Annotated in this window: 16 protein-coding genes and 5 pseudogenes; 6 read left to right on the top strand and 15 right to left on the bottom strand. The window is 58.6% G+C overall.

What is annotated here, in order from left to right; translation table 11 throughout:
* Positions 1 to 764, bottom strand: a 764-nt coding sequence (locus F759_RS42135) for a tannase/feruloyl esterase family alpha/beta hydrolase (RefSeq protein ID WP_161633318.1), incomplete at its 3' end; no start/stop codon positions are given.
* 125 nt (positions 765 to 889) lie between these two features.
* On the opposite strand from F759_RS42135, the pseudogene F759_RS45145 reads away from it, so the two are divergent.
* A pseudogene (locus tag F759_RS45145) lies at positions 890 to 1,003 on the top strand (IS6 family transposase); the annotation flags it as partial.
* Between the two features lie 150 nt (positions 1,004 to 1,153).
* Here F759_RS45145 and F759_RS0113730 read toward each other — a convergent pair.
* Together F759_RS0113730 and F759_RS0113725 are read right to left on the bottom strand one after the other, a co-directional pair.
* The gene (locus F759_RS0113730; protein ID WP_036024315.1) at positions 1,154 to 2,113 is read right to left on the bottom strand and encodes a PDR/VanB family oxidoreductase; all 960 of its coding nucleotides are present in this window, start codon (positions 2,111 to 2,113) and stop codon (positions 1,154 to 1,156) included.
* Positions 2,114 to 2,131: 18 nt separating this feature from the next.
* On the bottom strand, positions 2,132 to 3,247 hold the full coding sequence (locus F759_RS0113725; RefSeq protein ID WP_244438824.1) for an aromatic ring-hydroxylating dioxygenase subunit alpha: 1,116 nt from the start codon (positions 3,245 to 3,247) through the stop codon (positions 2,132 to 2,134).
* Positions 3,248 to 3,320: 73 nt separating this feature from the next.
* Here F759_RS0113725 and F759_RS0113720 point away from each other — a divergent pair, with 73 nt between their 5' ends.
* The 3 genes and pseudogenes from F759_RS0113720 to F759_RS37735 all read left to right on the top strand — a co-directional run.
* Positions 3,321 to 4,241 (top strand): LysR family transcriptional regulator, encoded by a 921-nt coding sequence (locus F759_RS0113720; RefSeq protein ID WP_027800362.1) that lies wholly within the window; start codon positions 3,321 to 3,323, stop codon positions 4,239 to 4,241.
* Between the two features lie 361 nt (positions 4,242 to 4,602).
* Complete coding sequence (locus F759_RS0113715; protein WP_027800361.1) at positions 4,603 to 5,739, top strand: porin; 1,137 nt, start codon at positions 4,603 to 4,605, stop codon at positions 5,737 to 5,739.
* Between the two features lie 94 nt (positions 5,740 to 5,833).
* Positions 5,834 to 6,265, top strand: a pseudogene (locus tag F759_RS37735) (IS110 family transposase); the annotation flags it as partial.
* On the opposite strand, the pseudogene F759_RS37730 reads toward F759_RS37735, so the two are convergent.
* Positions 6,265 to 7,101, bottom strand: a pseudogene (locus tag F759_RS37730) (IS110 family RNA-guided transposase); the annotation flags it as partial. The pseudogenes F759_RS37735 and F759_RS37730 overlap by 1 nt on opposite strands.
* A gap of 40 nt (positions 7,102 to 7,141) precedes the next feature.
* On the opposite strand from F759_RS37730, the gene F759_RS0113700 reads away from it, so the two are divergent.
* On the top strand, positions 7,142 to 7,873 hold the full coding sequence (locus F759_RS0113700) for an IS6 family transposase (protein ID WP_027800360.1): 732 nt from the start codon (positions 7,142 to 7,144) through the stop codon (positions 7,871 to 7,873).
* Between the two features lie 307 nt (positions 7,874 to 8,180).
* Here F759_RS0113700 and F759_RS0113695 read toward each other — a convergent pair.
* Positions 8,181 to 8,351, bottom strand: a pseudogene (locus F759_RS0113695) (IS110 family transposase); the annotation flags it as partial.
* 233 nt (positions 8,352 to 8,584) lie between these two features.
* Between F759_RS0113695 and F759_RS0113685 the strand changes: the two are divergent.
* Positions 8,585 to 9,151 carry an aminotransferase class I/II-fold pyridoxal phosphate-dependent enzyme gene (locus tag F759_RS0113685; protein ID WP_027800358.1) on the top strand — a complete coding sequence of 189 codons (567 nt, stop codon included), beginning with the start codon at positions 8,585 to 8,587 and terminating at the stop codon, positions 9,149 to 9,151.
* A 43-nt stretch (positions 9,152 to 9,194) separates the two neighbouring features.
* On the opposite strand, the gene F759_RS0113680 is transcribed toward F759_RS0113685, so the two are convergent.
* From F759_RS0113680 to F759_RS0113635, 10 genes and pseudogenes are all read right to left on the bottom strand, one after another.
* Positions 9,195 to 9,902 (bottom strand): GntR family transcriptional regulator, encoded by a 708-nt coding sequence (locus F759_RS0113680; protein ID WP_027800357.1) that lies wholly within the window; start codon positions 9,900 to 9,902, stop codon positions 9,195 to 9,197.
* Between the two features lie 72 nt (positions 9,903 to 9,974).
* On the bottom strand, positions 9,975 to 11,006 hold the full coding sequence (locus F759_RS0113675; RefSeq protein ID WP_027800356.1) for a proline racemase family protein: 1,032 nt from the start codon (positions 11,004 to 11,006) through the stop codon (positions 9,975 to 9,977).
* A 12-nt stretch (positions 11,007 to 11,018) separates the two neighbouring features.
* A pseudogene (locus F759_RS37720) lies at positions 11,019 to 12,499 on the bottom strand (aldehyde dehydrogenase family protein).
* 11 nt (positions 12,500 to 12,510) lie between these two features.
* The gene (locus tag F759_RS0113665; protein ID WP_027800355.1) at positions 12,511 to 13,803 is read right to left on the bottom strand and encodes an NAD(P)/FAD-dependent oxidoreductase; all 1,293 of its coding nucleotides are present in this window, start codon (positions 13,801 to 13,803) and stop codon (positions 12,511 to 12,513) included.
* Positions 13,800 to 14,816, bottom strand: a complete 1,017-nt coding sequence (locus F759_RS0113660; protein WP_027800354.1) for a 4-hydroxyproline epimerase — start codon at positions 14,814 to 14,816, stop codon at positions 13,800 to 13,802. The genes F759_RS0113665 and F759_RS0113660 overlap by 4 nt, the downstream gene beginning before the upstream one ends.
* A 52-nt stretch (positions 14,817 to 14,868) precedes the next feature.
* Entirely contained in the window at positions 14,869 to 15,747 is an 879-nt protein-coding gene (locus F759_RS0113655) for a dihydrodipicolinate synthase family protein (protein ID WP_027800353.1), read from the bottom strand.
* A 31-nt stretch (positions 15,748 to 15,778) separates the two neighbouring features.
* Positions 15,779 to 16,444: an amino acid ABC transporter permease gene (locus F759_RS0113650; RefSeq protein WP_027800352.1), complete on the bottom strand. Its 666-nt coding sequence runs from the start codon at positions 16,442 to 16,444 to the stop codon at positions 15,779 to 15,781.
* Between the two features lie 10 nt (positions 16,445 to 16,454).
* A complete protein-coding gene (locus F759_RS0113645) occupies positions 16,455 to 17,126 on the bottom strand; it encodes an amino acid ABC transporter permease (RefSeq protein ID WP_027800351.1) in 672 nt (223 codons plus the stop codon).
* Positions 17,127 to 17,134: 8 nt separating this feature from the next.
* On the bottom strand, positions 17,135 to 17,968 hold the full coding sequence (locus tag F759_RS0113640; protein ID WP_027800350.1) for an amino acid ABC transporter ATP-binding protein: 834 nt from the start codon (positions 17,966 to 17,968) through the stop codon (positions 17,135 to 17,137).
* A gap of 389 nt (positions 17,969 to 18,357) precedes the next feature.
* Positions 18,358 to 19,191, bottom strand: a complete 834-nt coding sequence (locus tag F759_RS0113635; protein WP_027800349.1) for a transporter substrate-binding domain-containing protein — start codon at positions 19,189 to 19,191, stop codon at positions 18,358 to 18,360.
* Between the last annotated feature and the right edge of the window lie 93 nt (positions 19,192 to 19,284).

Here is a 19,284-nt window from a genome sequence, read left to right as displayed (position 1 = left end):
GGGTTATACGGCGCGCCAGCTACGATTCCGTCAAAGTCCAGTGGATACTTCGTTGCTTCGACCATCGCTTCGCGACCACCGTCCGAGCAACCCATAAAATATGAACGCTTCACGGTCTGAACGTTGTATGCAGACGCCGTTGCCTGCTGGCCAAGTGCCGCCATTGTATGCACCGCGCGATGCAGATAATCCTGTACAGCATCGGTATTTTGCACACCTGGAGAACTTACGGCCCAACTACTGTCGGACTCGAGAGATGTTCCCGTTGCAGCAATGGAACCGTCTACATGACCGTCGTCGGTTTGCCAGACCGCATAACCAGCGCGGAGATGAGCTGGATTGGGAGCTCCCGACTCACCAACGTTTCCGCAGTTGCCACCGCATCCAATCTGGAGGTACTTGCCGTTCCACTTATCTGCAGCAGGAAATCCTGCTGCAAAATTTGCGGTCTTGCCCGTTACGGAATTGGTAACGAAGCTCCCGGTAACCAGACAGTAGGCGGGTGCACCATCGCCCAAGGCATTCTCAGCTAGCAGGTTGACCCCTCCTTTGGTCGCGCGGAATACTGCCGGCAGGCTCGTCCATAAATTTGGGATGTCCTTGACCGTGACGCCCGTCGGCATTGCTTTCTGCATGGTCGAGGTGGTGCACATTTCCGCTAACGTCTGCTGCTGCGGCGACGCAGTTTGTACACCCCCGTCGCCACACCCCGCCGTCATCAGCGAAACAGCTACGCTGACTATCGCCGAAATCCTGACATTCATTTGTGTCTCCGGTGGTTCTATTACTTCGGATAAAGCGGCGCATAAGCCCAACTGAGGCATATGCCGGTAGCGGAAGAGTACAACCTTAAGCGAACCTCCGTTTCAGTTAACGATATGTCTTGCCGCGAGTACTGTCAATCCCAGCGGAGTTAGTGTTAGTACCAAGCAAGCGCTGGCAAATGAAAGACTGTGGTATCGGACAGAATCCCGCGGAGCAGTTCTACTCGTTAGCGGTATAAGTAGTCCTCAGCATGCCGGCCATTGTTCAACGCACTTTTCTTATTGCGACAGAACCCGTCGGACCAGTTACATAGTTAAATCTGCGAACCCGCTCCTCTCGGAGCGCAAGACATCGCATTGTTATGCGTGACGCCATACTCCTGCGTCATCTACAGATCGAGCACAAGCACCGGCGAACGTGAGCGCGAACAACAAGGCGTGAACTGGTCATCAGCCGCACGCTCTTCATCGGTCAGGAACATGTCCCTGTGCAGCGGTGTGCCATCGAGAACGCGCGTAAGGCATGTACCGCAGACGCCTTGTTCACACGAAGTCGGAATGTGAACGCCATGTTTGGCGAGTACTGATAAGGCCGTTTCGTCAGCGCCGACTGATAGCACCTCGCCGCTGCTTGCGATTCGAATCTGGAATGCTCGGTCCTCTTCATCGGTGTCTTCAATTGCGGCGGCAAAATATTCGCGATGCAATAGCTCGTCGCGATATCCGGCAGCGCGAGCAACCCCCAGGACGTAATCGATGAAACCACCCGGCCCGCAGACATACACGTGAGTGGCGGGATTATTTGCAGCGCTGAAGAGAGACGTGGCATCGAAACGCTGCGTAGCGTCGCCATCGTCAACGTGAAAGATGACATTCGACACGAAGTGTGAGCCGTTCAGGCGTTCCATGAAAGCGAGCTTGGAGCTTGAGCGGGCGCAGTAATGGAGTTCGAATGAATCGCCGGTCGTGTAGAGGCTTTCGGCCATCGACAAAAGCGGCGTGATCCCAATGCCACCAGCCACTAGAACGGAGTGATGCGCGTCCTTTGATAGCTGAAAGTGATTTCGCGGCAGGCTGATCGTGAGGGTCGTTCCTTCCCTAAGTTCGTGCATGGCAATCGAACCACCACGAGAAGCGGGGTCCTTCAGTACGCCAATCGAGTACCTGTGCGTTTCGTTGGGGTCGTTACATATCGAATACTGGCGAACGGGACCGCCGGGTGGATGCACGTCAATGTGTGAGCCTGCGGTGAACGACGGAAGAGGATTTCCGTCCGCATTTACCAGATCGAACGCGCAGACATCCTCGGCGACCAACTGCCTGTTCGTGACTTTGACTATCAAACTCATGATATTTTCCGCCCGAACTCAGACCGACGCGGTTTGCGCTTCGAGTGACGCCGGCGCGGACTCGGCCTTGATCATTGCGGTCCACTGTCGACGCGCCTGCACTGGGGCGATATCGAATGCGATGTCGACGAACGGCCTGTCGGGAGTACGCTTCACACTCCGATATTGCGACTCAATGATTTCCTTGTCTTCGCCGAATGTGACCACGATGTTTCGATAGATCTCTTCAGTAACCGAGGGCTCATCAAGGCGGAAATTATGCGCGGCCGACCAGAAGTAATGCGTTGTGTCTTCCGTTTCCGGGGTCATCGCGTTCAGCCCGCGGAAGCCATATCCGCCGTCACGCTGCCCTTCCGGTGCTCCAGCGCCTACGTCCTTGGCTCCAGTGAAAATCCGCACGAGTCCGGGTTCGAACTCGATTTCTTGCCAGCGGTCGACCCGATCAGTGCCAAATGTAAAGGCAGCGGTATATGTCGGCGGGGGAACACAATTCGGCATCCAGCGCTCGACACGAACGCCGCTGTCCGTGCGCGTCGTCTTCGTCGTCGCCGCGAAGTGAGTTTCGGCATCGCCACCGATAGTCTGCTTGTGTACGTAGCCGAGATGTGTCAGGTCGAGCAGATTGTCGTAGATCAGCAGATGGTTCGCTTCAATGAGGTACGTGTTTTTCTTGTACCGCCATCTGCCATCCTGATGCCACGGGTATGCCGCAATCCTGTTCGCATCCGCCTTTTCGGTATCGCCCATCCAGATCCAGATCAGGTCGTCGCGCTCGACCACCGGATAGGCCTTCACCTTTGCCTTGGACGGGATCCTGTCCTGACCGGGAATACGGACGCATTGCCCATTCAGGTCGTATTCCAGTCCATGGTAGGCGCAGCGCAGACAGTCTCCCACGACATCGCCGTGGCGCAACGGCAAGGCACGATGACAGCATCGGTCCTCCAGCGCTGCCACTGTGCCGCCTGCGCCTCTGAACAGGACGACGGGCTCGTTCAGGAGCGTCCGGGCGAAGGGGCGGGCTTCTACTTCGTCGGCCCATGCCGCGACGTACCACGAGTTTTTGGCAAACATAATTGTCTCCATATCGTCGGGAAGACATCGACGGAACCCTTCCGTCGTTGCTTCGCTCAATTGACTTTCCGCAAGTTTCACGGCTGCATTATCATCTGGCAATCAGATAGCGTAAATAACGGTGATAGACAAAATGGATAACTTCGATCTGAATCTGATCAGGGTCTTTGACGCGTTGCAGCGGCATGGACACGTCGGTAAGGCCGCCGAGGAACTCGGCCTGAGCCAGCCGTCGGTGTCGTATTCGCTCAAACATCTACGCGAACAGCTCGGCGACCCTTTATTCGTAAAGGTGCGGCATGGGATGGAGCCGACCTCGCGCGCGCTCGCGCTGACCCCGGTCGTTCAATCGATCCTGGCCGATATCCGTGAACATATCCTCACGGCGCCCGGTTTCGACTCAGGCACAGCGCGCCGAACGTTCACTCTCGCAATGTCGGACGTTGGAGAAATGGTCTTCCTTCCAAAAATCCTGAAACGGATCGCGAGAGATGCACCGCTCGTCGACGTGCGCACTGTGTCGACTGATCCGAAGGATCTGATGGCGGCGTTGCAGCGCAGCGAAGTGGATCTCGCCATCGGTTACTTTCCGGATCTTCAGGGCACAGACGTCTTCCAGCAGCGATTGTTTCGTCATGGCTTTGTCTGTCTGGTCCGGGCCGATCACCCGGTGGTATCGGAAGGACTGACGAAGAAGCAGTTTCAGTCGCTGCCGCACGCAGTCGTGCAGGCCGAAGGGCGCAGCCAGGAAATCGTAGAGCAGTTCCTGAAGGCGAAAGGTGTCCAGCGCCGCGAGATGCTCCATTCGCCGCATTTCCTGAGCATTCCGATGGTTATTGCTTCCACTGACCTCGTTGTGACAGTCCCGGCTGCCGTAGCAGAGGTGTTCGCACGGTTTGCCGATGTGCGCGCGCTCGAACCTCCCTATTCGATGCCGTCATTCGATCTGAAACAGCATTGGCACCGCTCCCAGCAGAACGATCCAGGCAACCGCTGGCTGCGGGCTCAAGTGCTCGAGTTATTTGGAGACGATGGATCGGCTACACGACGATAGGTGACGACCGATTTCTTGCCTTCCTTAAGTCGGGGCGGTGTTATTCATTTTATCTATTACCGTTATTTAACCCATCTGATTGCCAAATGTGTGTCCCGTGACGAAACTTGAGTCATACGAGGCGCGCGAAGAAGCGCACGGCGATACCCGGTCAGATTCAAACGCCGGGCCATAACGAACTGGAGACAACCGTCATGCACCCACAACATCCCTTTTCAAGGCGACCGTCGCGCGCCGGAACAGTCCTCCTGTAAATTCCAACTGCATGTAGCAAGCCTCTCTGCACCCGTTCCGGGCACCTGGTACTGGCCGGCTGTCTTGGCTTGACGGCACACACGACAAATATCACGGAAGGAGACGTATGAACTGCAGTAAGTACTACATATCACTTGTGGGTGCACTCTTCACCATGCCTGCTTTCTGTCAGAGCAGCGTGATCTTCTACGGCATCGTTGACACAGGGGTCGAATATATTTCGCATGCGAATGCGTCGGGCGACAAACTTTTCCGGATGCCAGCGATTACTGGTTCACTTCCGTCGCGGTGGGGTTTGCGTGGATCCGAAGACCTCGGCGGCGGATATAAAGCTGTTTTTACTCTGGAGGATGGCTTCAACCTGCGAGGTGGGGATCTTGGGCAAGGGGGCCGGCTTTTCGGCCGGCAGTCATGGGTTGGCGTTAGTGGGCCGTTCGGCACCGTTTCGTTTGGTCGTCAGTACACCATGACCTACCTTGCCCTGCTCGATAACGATGTGCTCGGGCCCGCCATCTATAGCCTTGGATCGCTTGACGCATATGTGCCGAATGCACGAAGCGATAACAGCATTGCGTACAAAGGCACGTTCGCCGGATTCACACTCGGCGCAACTTACTCTTTTGGCCGAGATTCAGCCGGCACCGGAAACTCGCCGGGACAAGGGACTTGCGCGGGATCCATCGCGGGTGACTTCAATCAGTGTCGGGATTGGTCGGCGATGGTGAAGTACGATGCACCCATGTTCGGGGTAGTGGCGTCGTACGAGGAACAGCGTGGTGGGACGAATGCAGCGTTCACCTTCTTCGAGGGGGTGGCGCCTGTTGCGATTGCGAGTAGTGGCGACAAGGACACTCGCATACAGGCGAATGCTTATGTGAGATTTTCTGGTGTGAAAATTGTTGGTGGATGGCTTGGACGCAGCGTTGAACCAGCCTCAGCTAGCACGGCGAGCGTCCGGTCAAACATTTACTATGCCGGCGCTTCCTATCCGGTTACACCATTTCTGAATGTCGATGGAGAAGTCTATCGGATCATAAACCGCGAACACGATACGCGCGCGACGTTAAGTACGGTACGCGTCATGTACTTCCTTTCAAAGCGGAGCGCTGTCTACAGCCAGGTAGCATACGTCGCGAACAGTACCCACGCGCGATACGGCGTAAGCTCGGGGGGCGCAGGTGCTACGCCCGGTGCGGGGATGGGTCAAACCGGCGCGATGGTTGGTCTTAGGCATCTCTTCTAGACATCATGTATGGACCTGCCGCACCTCAAGGTACGCGGATTAAGCTTGAGGTGGGTTACGCCGCGGCTCAGAGCCGCCATTGACGGGGCAGGTCATGAACAAGTTTAGCAAGTACGTGGGCCTGGATGTACATCAGGAAACGATTGCCGTGGCGGTCGCCGACACGGCCGGCGAAGTGCGGTATATGGGCGAGATCGTGAACACGCCGGAGGCCATCACGAAGCTGGTCGCACAGCTCAAGCGGAGCACGGGACGGCTGGCGTTCTGCTACGAAGCCGGCCCGTGCGGCTACACAATCTGCCGGCAACTGCGTGAGTTGAAGCAGGACTGTCAGGTCATCGCGCCGTCACTGATTCCGAAGAAGCCGGGCGAGCGCGTGAAGACCGACCGGCGCGATGCCCTAAGCCTGGCGCGCCTGCATCGCGCCGACGAGTTGAGCCCCGTGTGGATTCCAGATGAGGCCCAGGAGGCACTGCGCGATCTGACCCGTGCGCGTGAGGACATGAAGCATCTGCAGCGCCAGGCCTTGAGGTAACGCCACAGGGCAATCGCGAGGCGCCGTGCGACGGCGACGATGGCCATGCGTCGGGCACATCGGTTGGGGCCGGTGCCCTGGGTGCGCCGGTTGAATCACTGCGAGTGCGCTGCCGGGCTGATAGCGCAGCCAGGTCCAGGCCATCTCGACTAGTAGCGCGCGTACGCGCCGGTTGCCCTGTTTGCTGATCCCCTGGTCGGTCTGGCTCTCGCCGCTGTCATACGGTTGGGGCACCAATCCGACACAGGCCCCGACCTGGCGTCGGTTGTGGAAATCGCGCCAGTAGAGTTCGAGCGCGAGGCGCGAGGCGCGAGGCGCGAAGCGCTGACTTCGCCAATGCCTTTCAGGCGTGCTAGGGCATCGCTGCGCGCGCGAGACGGCGCCGGCACGCTGGCCTGACGGGTCTTCTCGAGTGCGGCGAACTGCTGGGTGGCGAGCGCGAGCCGTTCGCATTCGCGCAGCAGCCGCTCGCGCAGTTCGAGCGGCAGAGGCGTTCCGTCGTGACACCTCACCTCGTCGCGCGCGAGCCGGCCGGCAAAGTCCCGGTGATCGACTTCATCCCAACAGCCTAGCGTGGCCAGCAGCTTGCGCATGCGGTCGAGGTGCTGTAGTACTTCCTTCTGCAGTTGCCCGCGTTCGCGCATCAGGTGGCGCGACGCTTCATCCTGCGCGGACGGCACGTGAACCACGTGCATGCGGTCGCGTTCGCCGCGCAGCCATGCACGCAGGTTGGTGACGAGCTTGATGGCATCAAGCCGGTCAGTCTTCGCACGCCGCATGCGACGCTCTACCGGGATGCTCGCGGGATCCACGACGTAACATTCAATGGCAATGTCAACTTGAAGGCCGCGCTGGGTAGAATGGGGGATGAAGAATAACCCCTCGCCGTATCACGGCTTCCGTTTTCCAGCCGCAGTTATCAGTTGCGCGGTACGCTGGTACCACCGTTTCAACCTGAGCCTGCGCGACATCGAGGAATTGCTGCTCGAGCGCGGCGTCGTGGTCAGCTACGAGTCGGTGCGCAACTGGTGCGACCGGTTCGACGCGATGTTTGCCTACCAGGTGAAAGTGGTCCGGCCGCGGCCGGGCACGACGTGGCATCTCGATGAGCTGTTCGTCAAACTGCGCGGTAAGCCGTACGTGCTGTGGCGTGCAGTCGATCAGCACGGCGTCGAACTGGACGTGCTGCTGCAAAAGCGCCGTGACAAGACTGCGGCAAGGCGCTTCTTCAGAAGGATGCTGCGCTCGCACCCGGTGCCCCGGAAGATTGTCACCCACCAGCTGCGCAGCTATCCGGCGGCAAAGGCCGAGTTGCCGCAGCTGGCCGATGTGAAGCACGTCTTCGTGAAGGCCTCGGCCCGGGTCAATAACCGCGCGGAGAACAGCCACCAGCCGACACGCCGGCGTGAGCGTCAGATGCAGGGTTTCCGTGACCCGCGGCGCACGCAGCGCTTTCTGTCGAACTTCGGCCCGATCCGTCAGCACTTCGCGCTGCCCCGGCACAGGATGAGTGCAGGTGACCATCGCTCACAACTGCGGGCACGCCTGGCCAGCTGGTTCCAGTGGACCGTCGCTGAGCCGACTGGCATCGCTCGCTAATCAACAGGAATCCTACTCATACTGCATTGGTACATGCCCGCGTCGTCAACTTGACAATGCCCTCAGTACGCTTCAAGTGCGCCACAGCAGGCAACGGCGCTACCGGCCCACCGACCGTCTGCTGCAGTTCCTCGAGGGCTTGTGATTATGCTCGGCCGCGTGAACTGATCCGATCGGTGAGCCCAGCAATGCTCAGGAATTCAAAGGCTCGCGCGGCACGGTCCCGTACTTCGATTCATATCGGTACCCACGCCGCGCACTCCGTTGTCCTCAACGCCAAACCGTGCATAATTCCGGGGCATCCATAAAAGGTCGACTCGACCACGACGCCAGCAAGCCCGTCTTTCCACGGCGCAAGGAAATCCAGGATCTTCGTCAGGTCGTTGGGCAGGCGCCTTTGAGCCACGATCCGGTCCGTTTCATCGATCACGGTAACCATGCTGTTGTTCGAATGCAGGTCAATGCCACTATAGTTCATGGTGAACGTCCTTCCGGTCAAAGTGCTTGGCAAACTCACTTTAAGCCCGGCCGCTCCGAAGAGCGGCGGAAGGCCCGCTAGATGATTTTCAAGTTCCGCCGTCTGCTGCTGCGCTTTGAGCGCATCAGTGACGTTCACTATGCGTTCAAGACGCTCGCCTATACGATGATCAACCTGCGCCACTTCTGCTGAACCAGCGCGTGGCTCGCACTTCACTGACGGCGCCATGCGCCATGATCGCTCACGCCTGTTGCGTTCGCATTCCTTATCATACTGTACACTTCGATATCGAGATGCCTGTCGCTTTTCACAACGATGTGCCTGGCTTCGCACGATCACCAACGGCCATCGTAGTTCTTCCGTTCGCAATGGACGGAAACCCGCAACCAGTTGCACGTTTTGCTCTCACGAAGATGGCCGTTGGCCTGACCTCGTCTGAAGTCACGGAGCGCGCCGTGGCGAGCGTGCTCATTGACGGACACTATGACCGACACATTGCGCACATACGCGAACGACTGTTCAACGCCCACGTAAAGATGACTCAGTCGATGTCCGAGGCGGGCCTGGAGATTTTTCATACACCGAATGCAGGGCTGTTCCTGTGGGCAAAGTTGCCCATTCAGCCGGAAGACAGCATCGCGATTACAAACGATGCCTTGAGCAAGGGAATCTGGTTGGCGCCTGGTTCTTACTTCCGGCCGAGCGAACACGCCTCGGAGTGGTTCAGGTTTAATGCCGCAACATCCGACATACCGGAACTGTGGGCGTTTCTCCGCAAACTGAGACGCAGCCGGACCTGAAGGAGGAGCGGGCACCGAGGTCTCGGTGACCCACCGTGAGGCATTAAGAAACCGCCATCGATTCGGTCATGTTCTGACGCATGTAGTCCAGGAACCGCTGCTGGAACAACATCGTGTGTTCATGCGCGAGTTTTTCTGCCGTATTGGCATCCTTGCGCTCAATCGCGTCGATAAGGTCGGCGTGGTCACGTCCTAGCTTCGTCGCCGTCGGTGATGTGACAGTGAAATCAAAGTGAAGGTGTGAGAGCCGCTGTCCTTCACCAAGCAGCCGCTCGTAGTACCCGATGAAGTAGGGATTATTCGCTGCATGTGCGATGGCAACGTGCAACGCCTTGTTCGTCTCGGTCATTGACTGATAGTCGCCGCTCTCAACCGCTTGCATATACTCGTCATCCGCCTGACGGATTCGCACAAGGTCCGCCTGCGTACGGTGCAGTGCTGCCAGACGGGTCACGGCCCGTTGAATGAGGTCCAGCGCGGAGATGTATTTCGGGAACTCTTCAATTTCGAAGGGCGTGACGAGCGTCGTCCGGTTCGGAAGAATCGTAACGAGACCCTCGCTGATAAGGCGGGCGAGCGCGTCGCGAACGGGCGAACGGGAAAGGCCAAACTGCGCGGCGAGCGACACCTCGTCGAGCGGGGAGCCTGGCTTGAGTTGCAGTGTCAGAATCTGCTTTCGCAGCTCCTCGTAGATATACCGTCCGCCGTGGCGGCGGCCGCCTGCCTCTGTCTCCGTCGTAGCTTTGCTCATGGTTCCACCGCTGTCATCGTAAGCCCGGAAACACGGGCGCGCATTCAAGTTTATCATCGTGCGCGCTCCGCCTCAGACCGCCGGAAAACCGGAGCCCCACGTGTCGCTCAGCATGAATCCGGCGGACAATGGGTCATCGGGGTCAACCCCAATCTGCTGGATTCCATAAAGCCAGGCTCGCCCCTGAATGCGCGGAAGAATTGCCGCGCGACCTCCAACTTCCGTCTTGCCGAGCAGTTCCACATTGAACTCGCCACCGATTGTCGAGCGCGACTTCAACCGGCTTCCGATGTCAGCCAAACCTCTGGCTGCCAGCGTCGCCAGATTGGCGGAGCTGCCCGTACCGCACGGGGACCGGTCGACTCGCCCCGGCGGCAACGTCGTGCAGGTCTGATAGAGCTCAGAGCTGACGCGATTTCGGAACATGACGTACGCGACCTCGTTTATCTCCGGGAAAAGCGGATGTTGAATCCGAATCCGGCCGTTGATGATGTCTCTGAGACGGATGCCAAGCTCAGCAAGTGCTCGAGCATTCTCCGGCGCAATAGTCATCTCTACTTGGTCAACATCGACGAGCGCGTAGTACACCCCGCCGAAAGCTACGTCCGCTTTGATTCTCCCGAGTTGTGGAACTTCGAATTCCAAATCCAGTAGTTCGACAAAGGAAGGCACCATGTCGAGCGAGACCCCCGTGCAGCGTCCATCCTCGCAGGTCGCGCGCGCAGTCACCAGTCCCGCAGGCGTATCGAGAACAACAGTCGTCTCCGGCTCCTGCATCTCGACCAGGCCGAGCTCGAGCAACGCCGTGACCACGCAAATTGCATTGCTGCCGGACATCGGATAGGCTTTGTCCGCCTGCAGGACGATAAACCCGGCATGCGCCTCCGGACGCGTCGGCGGCAGCAGCAGATTGACTGACATCTGAAGGCACCCGCGCGGTTCGAGCACAACCAGTCGGCGAAGACTATCGTCGACCTCGTTGATGTAGTTCATCTTGTCGAGCATCGTCGCACCGGGGATTCCCAAAACTCCCCCGGTGATGACTTTGCCAACCTCGCCTTCACAGTGCACATCCACGAGTTGAAGCGTCTTTTTCCAGCGCATGATGGACCCGCCTTACTTGATGTACCAGCCCCAGGGCTTATCGCCGTCATACCGCGTGATTTGCTTCGTTTCCAGATAATTGTTCAAGCCCCACACGCCGAGCTCTCGCCCGATGCCGCTCTGCTTGTATCCGCCCCAAGGCGCTTCAGTGAACGTGGGCTGCGAGCAGTTAATCCAGACGATGCCGGCGCGCAGCGCCCGTGCGACTCGCTCACAGCGTTCGTTGTCGCGCGACATGACGGCGGCAGCTAGCCCGAAACGGGAGTTGTTGGCAGAGCGCACCGCTTCGTTATCTTCGTCGAACGGCCGGATGCAGACAACCGGTCCAAAAATCTCTTTGTTCCAGACCCAGCTTTCTTAGGGACGTCGGCAAAGACGACGGGCTCCATGAAGTAACCTTTGTCGAGGTGTGCAGGACGGTCACCACCCGTCACCAATCGCGCCCCGTCTGCCTCGCCACGCGCAACCGCCGCGAGCACTTTCTCGTACTGTCCCTTGCTAACAATGGGGCCGAGCAGGACGCCGTCTTCAAGGCCGTTACCGATTTTGATTTTGCGCGTTTCCTCTTTCAGCCGCTGAAGGAGACGGTCGTAGATGCCACGCTGAACGAGTACCCGCGATGTAGCCGAGCAGACTTCTCCCTGATTCCAGAAGATGCCGAACATTATCCATTCGACGGCAGCGTCGATGTCGCTATCATCAAATACGATGAAGGGGGACTTGCCACCCAGCTCGAGGCTGATGTTCTTGATGTCGCGCGCAGCGGCCTGCATGATGCGGCTGCCGGTCGGCACGCTTCCCGTGAACGCCAGCTTGTCGATGCCCGGATGCTCGCTCATTGGCAAGCCCACATCACTTCCAGGGCCAGTCAGAATGTTCAGCACACCGGGCGGAAGGTCCGCCTCGGCCGCGATACTGCCCAGCTCAAGGGCCGTCAGGGACGTCATCTCTGACGGCTTCAGAATCATCGTACATCCGGCGGCCAGCGCGGGGGCGACTTTCCATGCTGCCATCAGCATCGGGAAGTTCCACGGAATAATAGCGCCGGCAACGCCGACCGGCTCCTTGCGTGCCACTGAACTGAAACGGTCGTCGGAGAGCGTCACGGGCGTCTCAGCGTTCTCGTCAAGCTTCTCTGCGAGCCCAGCGTAGAAGTCGAAGCAGCCTGCTGCGTCACCCAGATCCCAAAGCGCTTCGGGAAGCGGCTTACCGTTGTCGCGGACTTCGATTTCGGCAAGTTCCTGGATTCGGTCGCGGATACCGTTGCCGATGCGTCGAAGCACGACGCCACGTTCTGCTCCGCTCATCCTCGGCCACGGACCCTCATCAAATGCTTTTCGGGCCGCCTTGACGGCGAGGTCGACGTCTTCTGCAGTTGCGGAGGCGACTTTGGCAATCACCTGCTCGGTACTGGGGTCGACAGTTTCGAAGGTTCCCTTGTTGACAGGCGCCACCCAACGACCGTCGATGAAAAGCTGTTCGTACGATTTCATAATAAGTCTCGTCAAGAAAAACGATAGGCACTGAATGGCGTAAGGCTCTGCTTGGTCGGGCGACCAGCAACCATGTCGGCAATCAGTCGACCTGTGGTAGCGCCGAGCGTCAGACCGAGCTGCCCGTGGCCGAACGCCATGAAGACGTTTCCAAGCCTGCGAGAACGGTCGATGATGGGCTTCGTGTCAGGCAGGAAGGGTCGATAGCCAACACCGTATTCCACGTCGGCGGTTTTAAGTTCCGGCAGAACCCGTTTGGCCTTTTCGAGGATGATTTCCGCCCGCCCGAAGTTCGGTTTCGCGCCGTCGCCCGCGAATTCGATAGTGCCGCCAATCTGCAGGCCGCGAGTCATGGGAGTGAAGCAGAAACCGCCATCCGCATAGATGGTCGAGTGACGAAATTCCACACCCGGGTTTTTGACGACAGCCTGGTAGCCCGCGATGCCCTTGAGCGGCACGCTTACCCCCAGCGAATTGAAGAACCGCCGCGCACCCGTACCAGCAGCAACAACGACGTGCTGCGCCGCAACGCTCTGGCCATTTGCAAGGTCGACGCCGACAGCGCGGCCGTTCGATTCGACAATACGATTGGCCTCAGTCTGGATTCGGCGTCCGCCGTGAGCGATGAAGCTGCCGGTGAGCGCAGCGATGAAGCCTTCCGTGTCGCTGACAGCGCGCCACTCAGGGAAAATCAGTCCGTGGGCGAACTTGCCAGCAAGCGCCGGCTCGAGGTCGCCGATTTCCTTGGCGTTCAGACGCTGTGACCTGAAGCCAAGCGACTCGCGCAGCTCCAGATGTGGCAGCTCGCGCGTGAGCGCAGCTGGATTGTCGAAGACTTCCAGAATAGGACGTTCGCCCATCAGAGCTTTGTCGTCGCAGGCCTCGAGCAACGGAGCGTAGTCTGCATAGACGTCATGCGTGAGGGTCGCCATTGACTCGGCGATGTCCACAATCTTCGAGTGCCTTGCGCACATGAGAAAGCGGAAGAACCACGGTATGATTCCAGGCAGAGCGCTTGGACGCAGCGCGAGCGGACCCTTCTGGTCCATGAGCCAGCCCGGGATTTTCATGAGGATGCCGGGCTTGGATAGCGGGATGATTTCGCTCACCGCCATCTGGCCACAACTCCACTTCGCCGTACTATTGCCCGGATTTTCCGGGTCAATGAGCGTAACCGCGTAGCCGTCGCGCTGAAGATAAAGCGCGCAGCACACGCCCACGATGCCGCCGCCTATGACGACAGCAGATTCCTGGGCAGAGGCAAGCGGGTCAAGCGAAGCATTCTCGCGAGGAACGGCGTTCAATTCACAAACTCCTTCAAGCTGAAGCCATGAGCATAGGGCTGGGAGGTGTCGACATAATATTCTGCCCGTCCCGTAATCCAGGCGCGTCCTTCGACACTCGGCAACACCGCGTCCAACCCGCTCTTCAGTCTTGTTGTTGATTCCACTCGACCAGTGAAACAGCTGCCAATCAGGCTCTGGTGCCGGAAAGCTTGCCCCTCCGAGAGTAGGCCGCGCGCGTACCGCTGGGCGACTCGAGCGGACGTGCCGGTGCCGCACGGTGAGCGGTCAATCAGCGTGTCGCCGGCGATGACGACCGCTCGAGCGTCGGCGTCATCGGAGACAGGCGCGCCCGTCCACATGGCATGTTTCACGCTGCGGATGCCTGGGTTATCAGGATGAACGACGTCGATTGTCGAGTTCACCGCGGTTTGCAGCTGGCGGCCCCACTCCAGCAGCTGGTCTGGAGAGAAGTGCTCGCATCCCGGGAAGTTCGGCTGCACCTCCACGATAGGATAGAAGTTGCCGCCATACGCGATGTCGACGGCAAGACGTCCGAAGTGCGGATGCTCGATTTCAATATCGCGATGAAGCAGAAAGCTGGGCACGTTTGTGAATCGAACCGACGCGACACGGTCGCCATCCATCACGTACCTGGCGTGCAGTTTGCCAGCAGGAACGTCGACGACGACCATACCAGCCGACTTGGGTTGAATCAGACCCGCTTCGAGCGCGAACGAAATGGAGCCGATTGATGCATGTCCACACATCGGCAGGCAGCCGGATGTTTCGATGAAGACGAGACTCATATCCGCATCTGCAGACAGGGGCGGATAAAGAATGGTCCCGGACATATGCGAGTGGCCGCGCGGTTCCAGCATCAACGCGCGTCGAATCCAGTCGTGGTCTCGCACAAATAGGCCGCGGCGTTCATCCATTGTCGTACCGCTGAGCGCCGGCGCGCCGGCAACCACCATGCGCACGGGCATGCCTTCGGTATGCCCTTCGATACTCTTAAAGTTGTGCTTGCTCATCCGAATACCTTGCAAGAGTGCATTGCCGGCGGATTTCTGCGCCGGCTTCCTGTCATGCCTGAGCTGCTTCGAAGACGGCGCGGAAGTCCGCCTTTTCTGCGTCGGTCAGCGGCTGCAGCGGCATGCGAGCTGAGCCGACCTTGAATCCCGCCAGTTCACAGCCGTACTTCACCTTCTGCACGAACTTGCCCGCTTCCATCGTCGCCATGACCGGGAAGAGCGAGCGCATTACGTCCTGGGCACCGCGGATGTCGCCAGCGGTGAACTTGTTGTAGAAGTCCACCACCGGCTTCACGAAGCAGTTCGCCGGGCCGCAAATCCAGCTGCTCGCGCCCCATAGGAAGAAGTCGAGCGCCTGGTCATCGGAGCCGCACGACAGCTGGTAATGGTCTTTGTACTTTTCGCCGATTTCGATGGCGCGCAGCAGGTTGCCGCTGCTCTCCTTGATGCCGACGACCCGCGGGTTATCCTTGAACGCGTCCAGCACGCCGAAGCCCACTTCGACGTTCGTGCGAACTGGATAGTTGTAAAGCACGACATCGACGTCGGGAACCGCTTTGAGGATGGCCTCGTAGTGACCAATCAGCTCTTCCTGCGAGGGCAGCGCATAGTACGGCGGAGCGATGAGGACGTTCTTGTAGCCCGCATCGCGGACCAGCTGAACCTGCTCGATGACTTCACGGGTGCATGAACCGTTCGCGCCACCGATGAGTGTGCCGCGGTCGCCCACGACCTCAAGAACGGTCTTCAGGATGGCGCGGCGCTCGTCGTGCGTCAGCGCGTAGTACTCACCGGTCGAGCCGAGCGGCACGAAGCCGGCTACCCCCGCCTTGAGCTGGAACTCGAGAATGTTAGCCAGGACGTCGCGGTCGACAGCGCCGGCAGCATTGAACGGCGTGACGAGTGCGGGCAGGATGCCTTTCATCTGCATGTGTTTCTCCCTTTATGAAGGACGGGTTGGGTTAGTAGGCAAAGCGTTTAAGGAATCGCGACTCGACCACGCCAACCAGGCGCGTGAGGGGAAAAGCGACGAGGAAGTAAATAATCGCGACCGTCGTCAGGAACTCGACCGGCTTTGCTGTGCTGCTCGAGATGTTCTGTCCGACGAACATGAGGTCCGCGACGCCAACCGACGAGATGAGCGCACTTTCCTTGAACAGACTGACGACGTTCGAGAGCAGCGGCGGAATCGCGCGCAGCAGTGCTTGGGGGAAAATAACGTAAAGAATTTTTGCTTGCGGCGAAAGGCTCAATGCGATACAGGCGTCGAGCTGTTCACTGGAGATAGACTTCAACGCGCCGCGGAACGTCTCGCTAGTGATAGCTGCCATGTACAGCGTCAGGGAAATCACAACCGAAACATACGGCGGTATCGGAAGGCGGAAAACGACCGGGAAGCAAAAGAAGACCCAGAACAGCTGGATGAGCAGCGGCGTGCCTCGTAAAAACTCCACGTATAGCGTTGTCGCGCCCTTGATGAATCGGTTGGGCGACATACGAAGCAGGCTTAGCACGAAGCCGGCGAGGCTTCCGATAACCGCGCAGCTGCTCGTAAATGCAAGGGTGAGCCCCAGTCCTTTGAGCAAGACAAGCCAATAAGGAAGAACAGCTGAAAAATCGAGATGCATGGTCTTCTCCTCAACGCTTGACCGCAAGGTCCTGACGACGCTCAATCACATGCACAAATTTTGCGATGGGCACGGACAGAGCGAAGTAGATGAGAGCAACGACCGTGTAGGTTTCGAGCGGCCGGTAGGCTTCTGTCGCAAGGCTCTTGCCGACGTACATAAGATCGGCGACCGCAACGATGGCAACGAGCGCGCTCTGCTGCAGACTGCCAATGCCGTTTGTCATGAGAACCGGCATCGAGCTGCGAAGTGCTTGAGGCAACACCACATACATGGTGCGCTGCCACGGCTTGAGGCCCAAAGCGACAGATGCGTCGAGATGCTCCTTAGGGACCGCCTGAACGCCTGCACGGTAGGCTTCAGCGTTGAACGCGGTCAAATTGAGACCAAGCGCGAGCACGCCCATGAGGATGGGGTCGATGAACACGTCGACCATCATCGGGATGCAGTAAAAGAACCAGACGATTTGTAGAAGCGCAGGCGTGCAGCGGAAAAACTCGATAAAAAGCTGCGCCGGCCAGCGTACGACGACCCATCTGCTCATGGCCATGAGGCAGAGCAGGAAGCCAAGCACGAGACCCATGATGTTCGAGGCTACGGCGAGCTCGATGGTGACCTTGAGGCCTTCGAGCAAGGCGCCGAAACTGCCTTCAAGGAAGCGGAAGTCGAAGTGATAGTACATGTCGGACCTCAGTCGAGATGCAGCACTTTCTCGAGGAATTCGCGGGTGCGCGCTTCCTCGGGGCACTTGAATATTTCGGCGGGAGCGCCTTGTTCGACGATTTTTCCGCTCGCACAGAAAACCACGCGTGTGGCGATGTCGCGCGCAAAGTGCATGTCGTGCGTCACGATAATCATCGCCATCTTCTGTTCGGCAAGCTGGAGCATCACGTTTTGCACTTCGATGACCATCTCGGGGTCAAGGGCCGAGGTGACTTCATCGAACAACATCAGCTTCGGCTCGAGCATCAGGGCACGCGCAATGGCAACGCGCTGCTTCTGGCCGCCGGAGAGCTGACTCGGGTATGCGTGGAGCTTGCTTTCAAGGCCGAGCCGGGCCAGATACGTGCGAGCCCGCTCGGTCGCTTCTGCTTTTGTGATGCCGCTGACCTTCGTCGGGGCGAGGATGAGATTACCAAGGACGGACAGGTGCGGGAACAGCGTGTAGTGCTGGAACACCATGCCAATCTGTTTCTGCAGCTTGGCATCGATGCGCTTCGACTTGCCCGAGTCGGCTCCGTAGATGTACGGCTTGCCCTGAAAGCCAATCTCGCCGCCCTGGACGCCTTCCAGCCCCATCATCACGCGAAGCAGCGAGCTCTTGCCGCTACCGCTCGGTCCAATGATGACGAGCCGGTCATCGGCGCGCATGTCAAGGTTCATGTGGTCCATGACGACCAGATTCGGGCCGTAGGACTTGTAGACGTCTCGAAACTGTACGAAATCACCGAAGGTCGCGTTGGCACAGCCAACTGCAACTGGCGGAACATCCTGTTGAGCAATCATGGTTTGGGAAGAAAGCATGGAATCTCTCCAGCTGACGCGCCCGTAGGCACGTGATGTGTGATTCGAAAATCAGCGGCTGGCGACAGTGCCGAACCGCATACGAAATCGGCTAATACGGCTTCGGCTCGAGAGTTGGGACCCTTAGGAGCCTTGGTGCCCATGGGCTTCCCATACAGCACGCAGACATCCATCCGCGCCCGGAACGTAGGCAAGTCGACGACGGTGCGCGTTCTATCGCCTCTGTGACGTAGTCGGAAATTTTCAGTAAGCACTGCAAACGGCCTCATGGAGCATGAAGCATCGTGTTGTTCTATCTCGTCAAGCTTGCAAAGAACAGATTGACGGGCGCCCTTCTGAATATCCTCGGAACAGCGCACGCATTGGGGCGTGCCGCGTCAACGGGTGCGTCACTTGTTTGTGACAAGCATTGCCTGGACAGAGGTTTTGATGAGGCGGTTGACGGCGCCCGACTTGACCTGTTCGTCGACATACTTGTTAAGGACGGCGATGTCGGCAGCAGGCGTTTCTTTCCTGAGGCCGAATGCGACTTCCTGCTGGGCGAGCGGCGGAGTCGGCTGGATTGTGGACGCCCATTCCGGGTGCGCCTCGGTAAGCAGCATGTTCGTGATGTTGGCATCTGCGAGCAGGTCCGCGCGCTTGGACATGAGTGCGAGGCGCGTCTCATCGTTACCCGGCAGACGCATGATTGTCGCTTGCTTGAAAACGGCAGAGATAGCCTTGTCCTGCGCGGTTCCTGACATGACCGCGACTGTCACACCGGGCTTGTCGATTTCGGCGATGGTGCGAGCGGCCTTTGGAACCTTTGGATTGTTCTTGTTGTAGACGAAGGAGACGTTGTAGTCCGTTGCCGGCGCCGAGAACGAAATGGCTTTCTCCCGTTCCGGCGGGTCATTCAACGCCATCGACAGGTCCCACTTGTCGGACTGCAGGCCGGCGACGATGTTGTCCCACGTGGTGTCGACGAACTCGACCTTCACCTTCAGCACGTTCTGTCCAAAGCTGCTACAGAGTTCCGAGAAAAAGCCGCTATATTCGCCGGTTTTCGGGTCGCGCATGACGTAGGGAGGAGCCACGGCCGCGCCGCAGCGGAGAACACCAGCCTTTTTCACACTTTGCCAGGCATTGGTGTCATCGGCGTGAGCCGGAGCACCAGCAGCGAGAAAACCGGTTACCGCCAGGCACGTCAGAACGCGCCGCGTGAAGCGAGACAGCAGAACCATAATCAGCTCCCGAAGTATTGATAAGCCTGTTAGAAAGCCTCTTTCTCGTCACACAGCTTTGCGCATCTATTTGTGTGCAGCGATGTACACATT

Origin of the sequence: Paraburkholderia dilworthii, assembly GCF_000472525.1 — a bacterium.
Taxonomy (GTDB): domain Bacteria; phylum Pseudomonadota; class Gammaproteobacteria; order Burkholderiales; family Burkholderiaceae; genus Paraburkholderia; species Paraburkholderia dilworthii.
This window is presented reverse-complemented; position numbering and strand designations above follow the sequence as displayed.

Excerpts from the sequence above, each read along its gene's own strand:
- F759_RS0113730 (WP_036024315.1), bottom strand. The coding sequence starts at position 2,113 with ATGAGTTTGATAGTCAAAGTCACGAACAGGCAGTTGGTCGCCGAGGAT.
- F759_RS0113720 (WP_027800362.1), top strand. The coding sequence starts at position 3,321 with ATGGATAACTTCGATCTGAATCTGATCAGGGTCTTTGACGCGTTGCAG.
- F759_RS0113715 (WP_027800361.1), top strand. The coding sequence starts at position 4,603 with ATGAACTGCAGTAAGTACTACATATCACTTGTGGGTGCACTCTTCACC.
- F759_RS0113700 (WP_027800360.1), top strand. The coding sequence starts at position 7,142 with ATGAAGAATAACCCCTCGCCGTATCACGGCTTCCGTTTTCCAGCCGCA.
- F759_RS0113685 (WP_027800358.1), top strand. The coding sequence starts at position 8,585 with ATGATCGCTCACGCCTGTTGCGTTCGCATTCCTTATCATACTGTACAC.
- F759_RS0113680 (WP_027800357.1), bottom strand. The coding sequence starts at position 9,902 with ATGAGCAAAGCTACGACGGAGACAGAGGCAGGCGGCCGCCGCCACGGC.
- F759_RS0113675 (WP_027800356.1), bottom strand. The coding sequence starts at position 11,006 with ATGCGCTGGAAAAAGACGCTTCAACTCGTGGATGTGCACTGTGAAGGC.
- F759_RS0113660 (WP_027800354.1), bottom strand. The coding sequence starts at position 14,816 with ATGAGCAAGCACAACTTTAAGAGTATCGAAGGGCATACCGAAGGCATG.
- F759_RS0113655 (WP_027800353.1), bottom strand. The coding sequence starts at position 15,747 with ATGCAGATGAAAGGCATCCTGCCCGCACTCGTCACGCCGTTCAATGCT.
- F759_RS0113650 (WP_027800352.1), bottom strand. The coding sequence starts at position 16,444 with ATGCATCTCGATTTTTCAGCTGTTCTTCCTTATTGGCTTGTCTTGCTC.
- F759_RS0113645 (WP_027800351.1), bottom strand. The coding sequence starts at position 17,126 with ATGTACTATCACTTCGACTTCCGCTTCCTTGAAGGCAGTTTCGGCGCC.
- F759_RS0113640 (WP_027800350.1), bottom strand. The coding sequence starts at position 17,968 with ATGCTTTCTTCCCAAACCATGATTGCTCAACAGGATGTTCCGCCAGTT.
- F759_RS0113635 (WP_027800349.1), bottom strand. The coding sequence starts at position 19,191 with ATGGTTCTGCTGTCTCGCTTCACGCGGCGCGTTCTGACGTGCCTGGCG.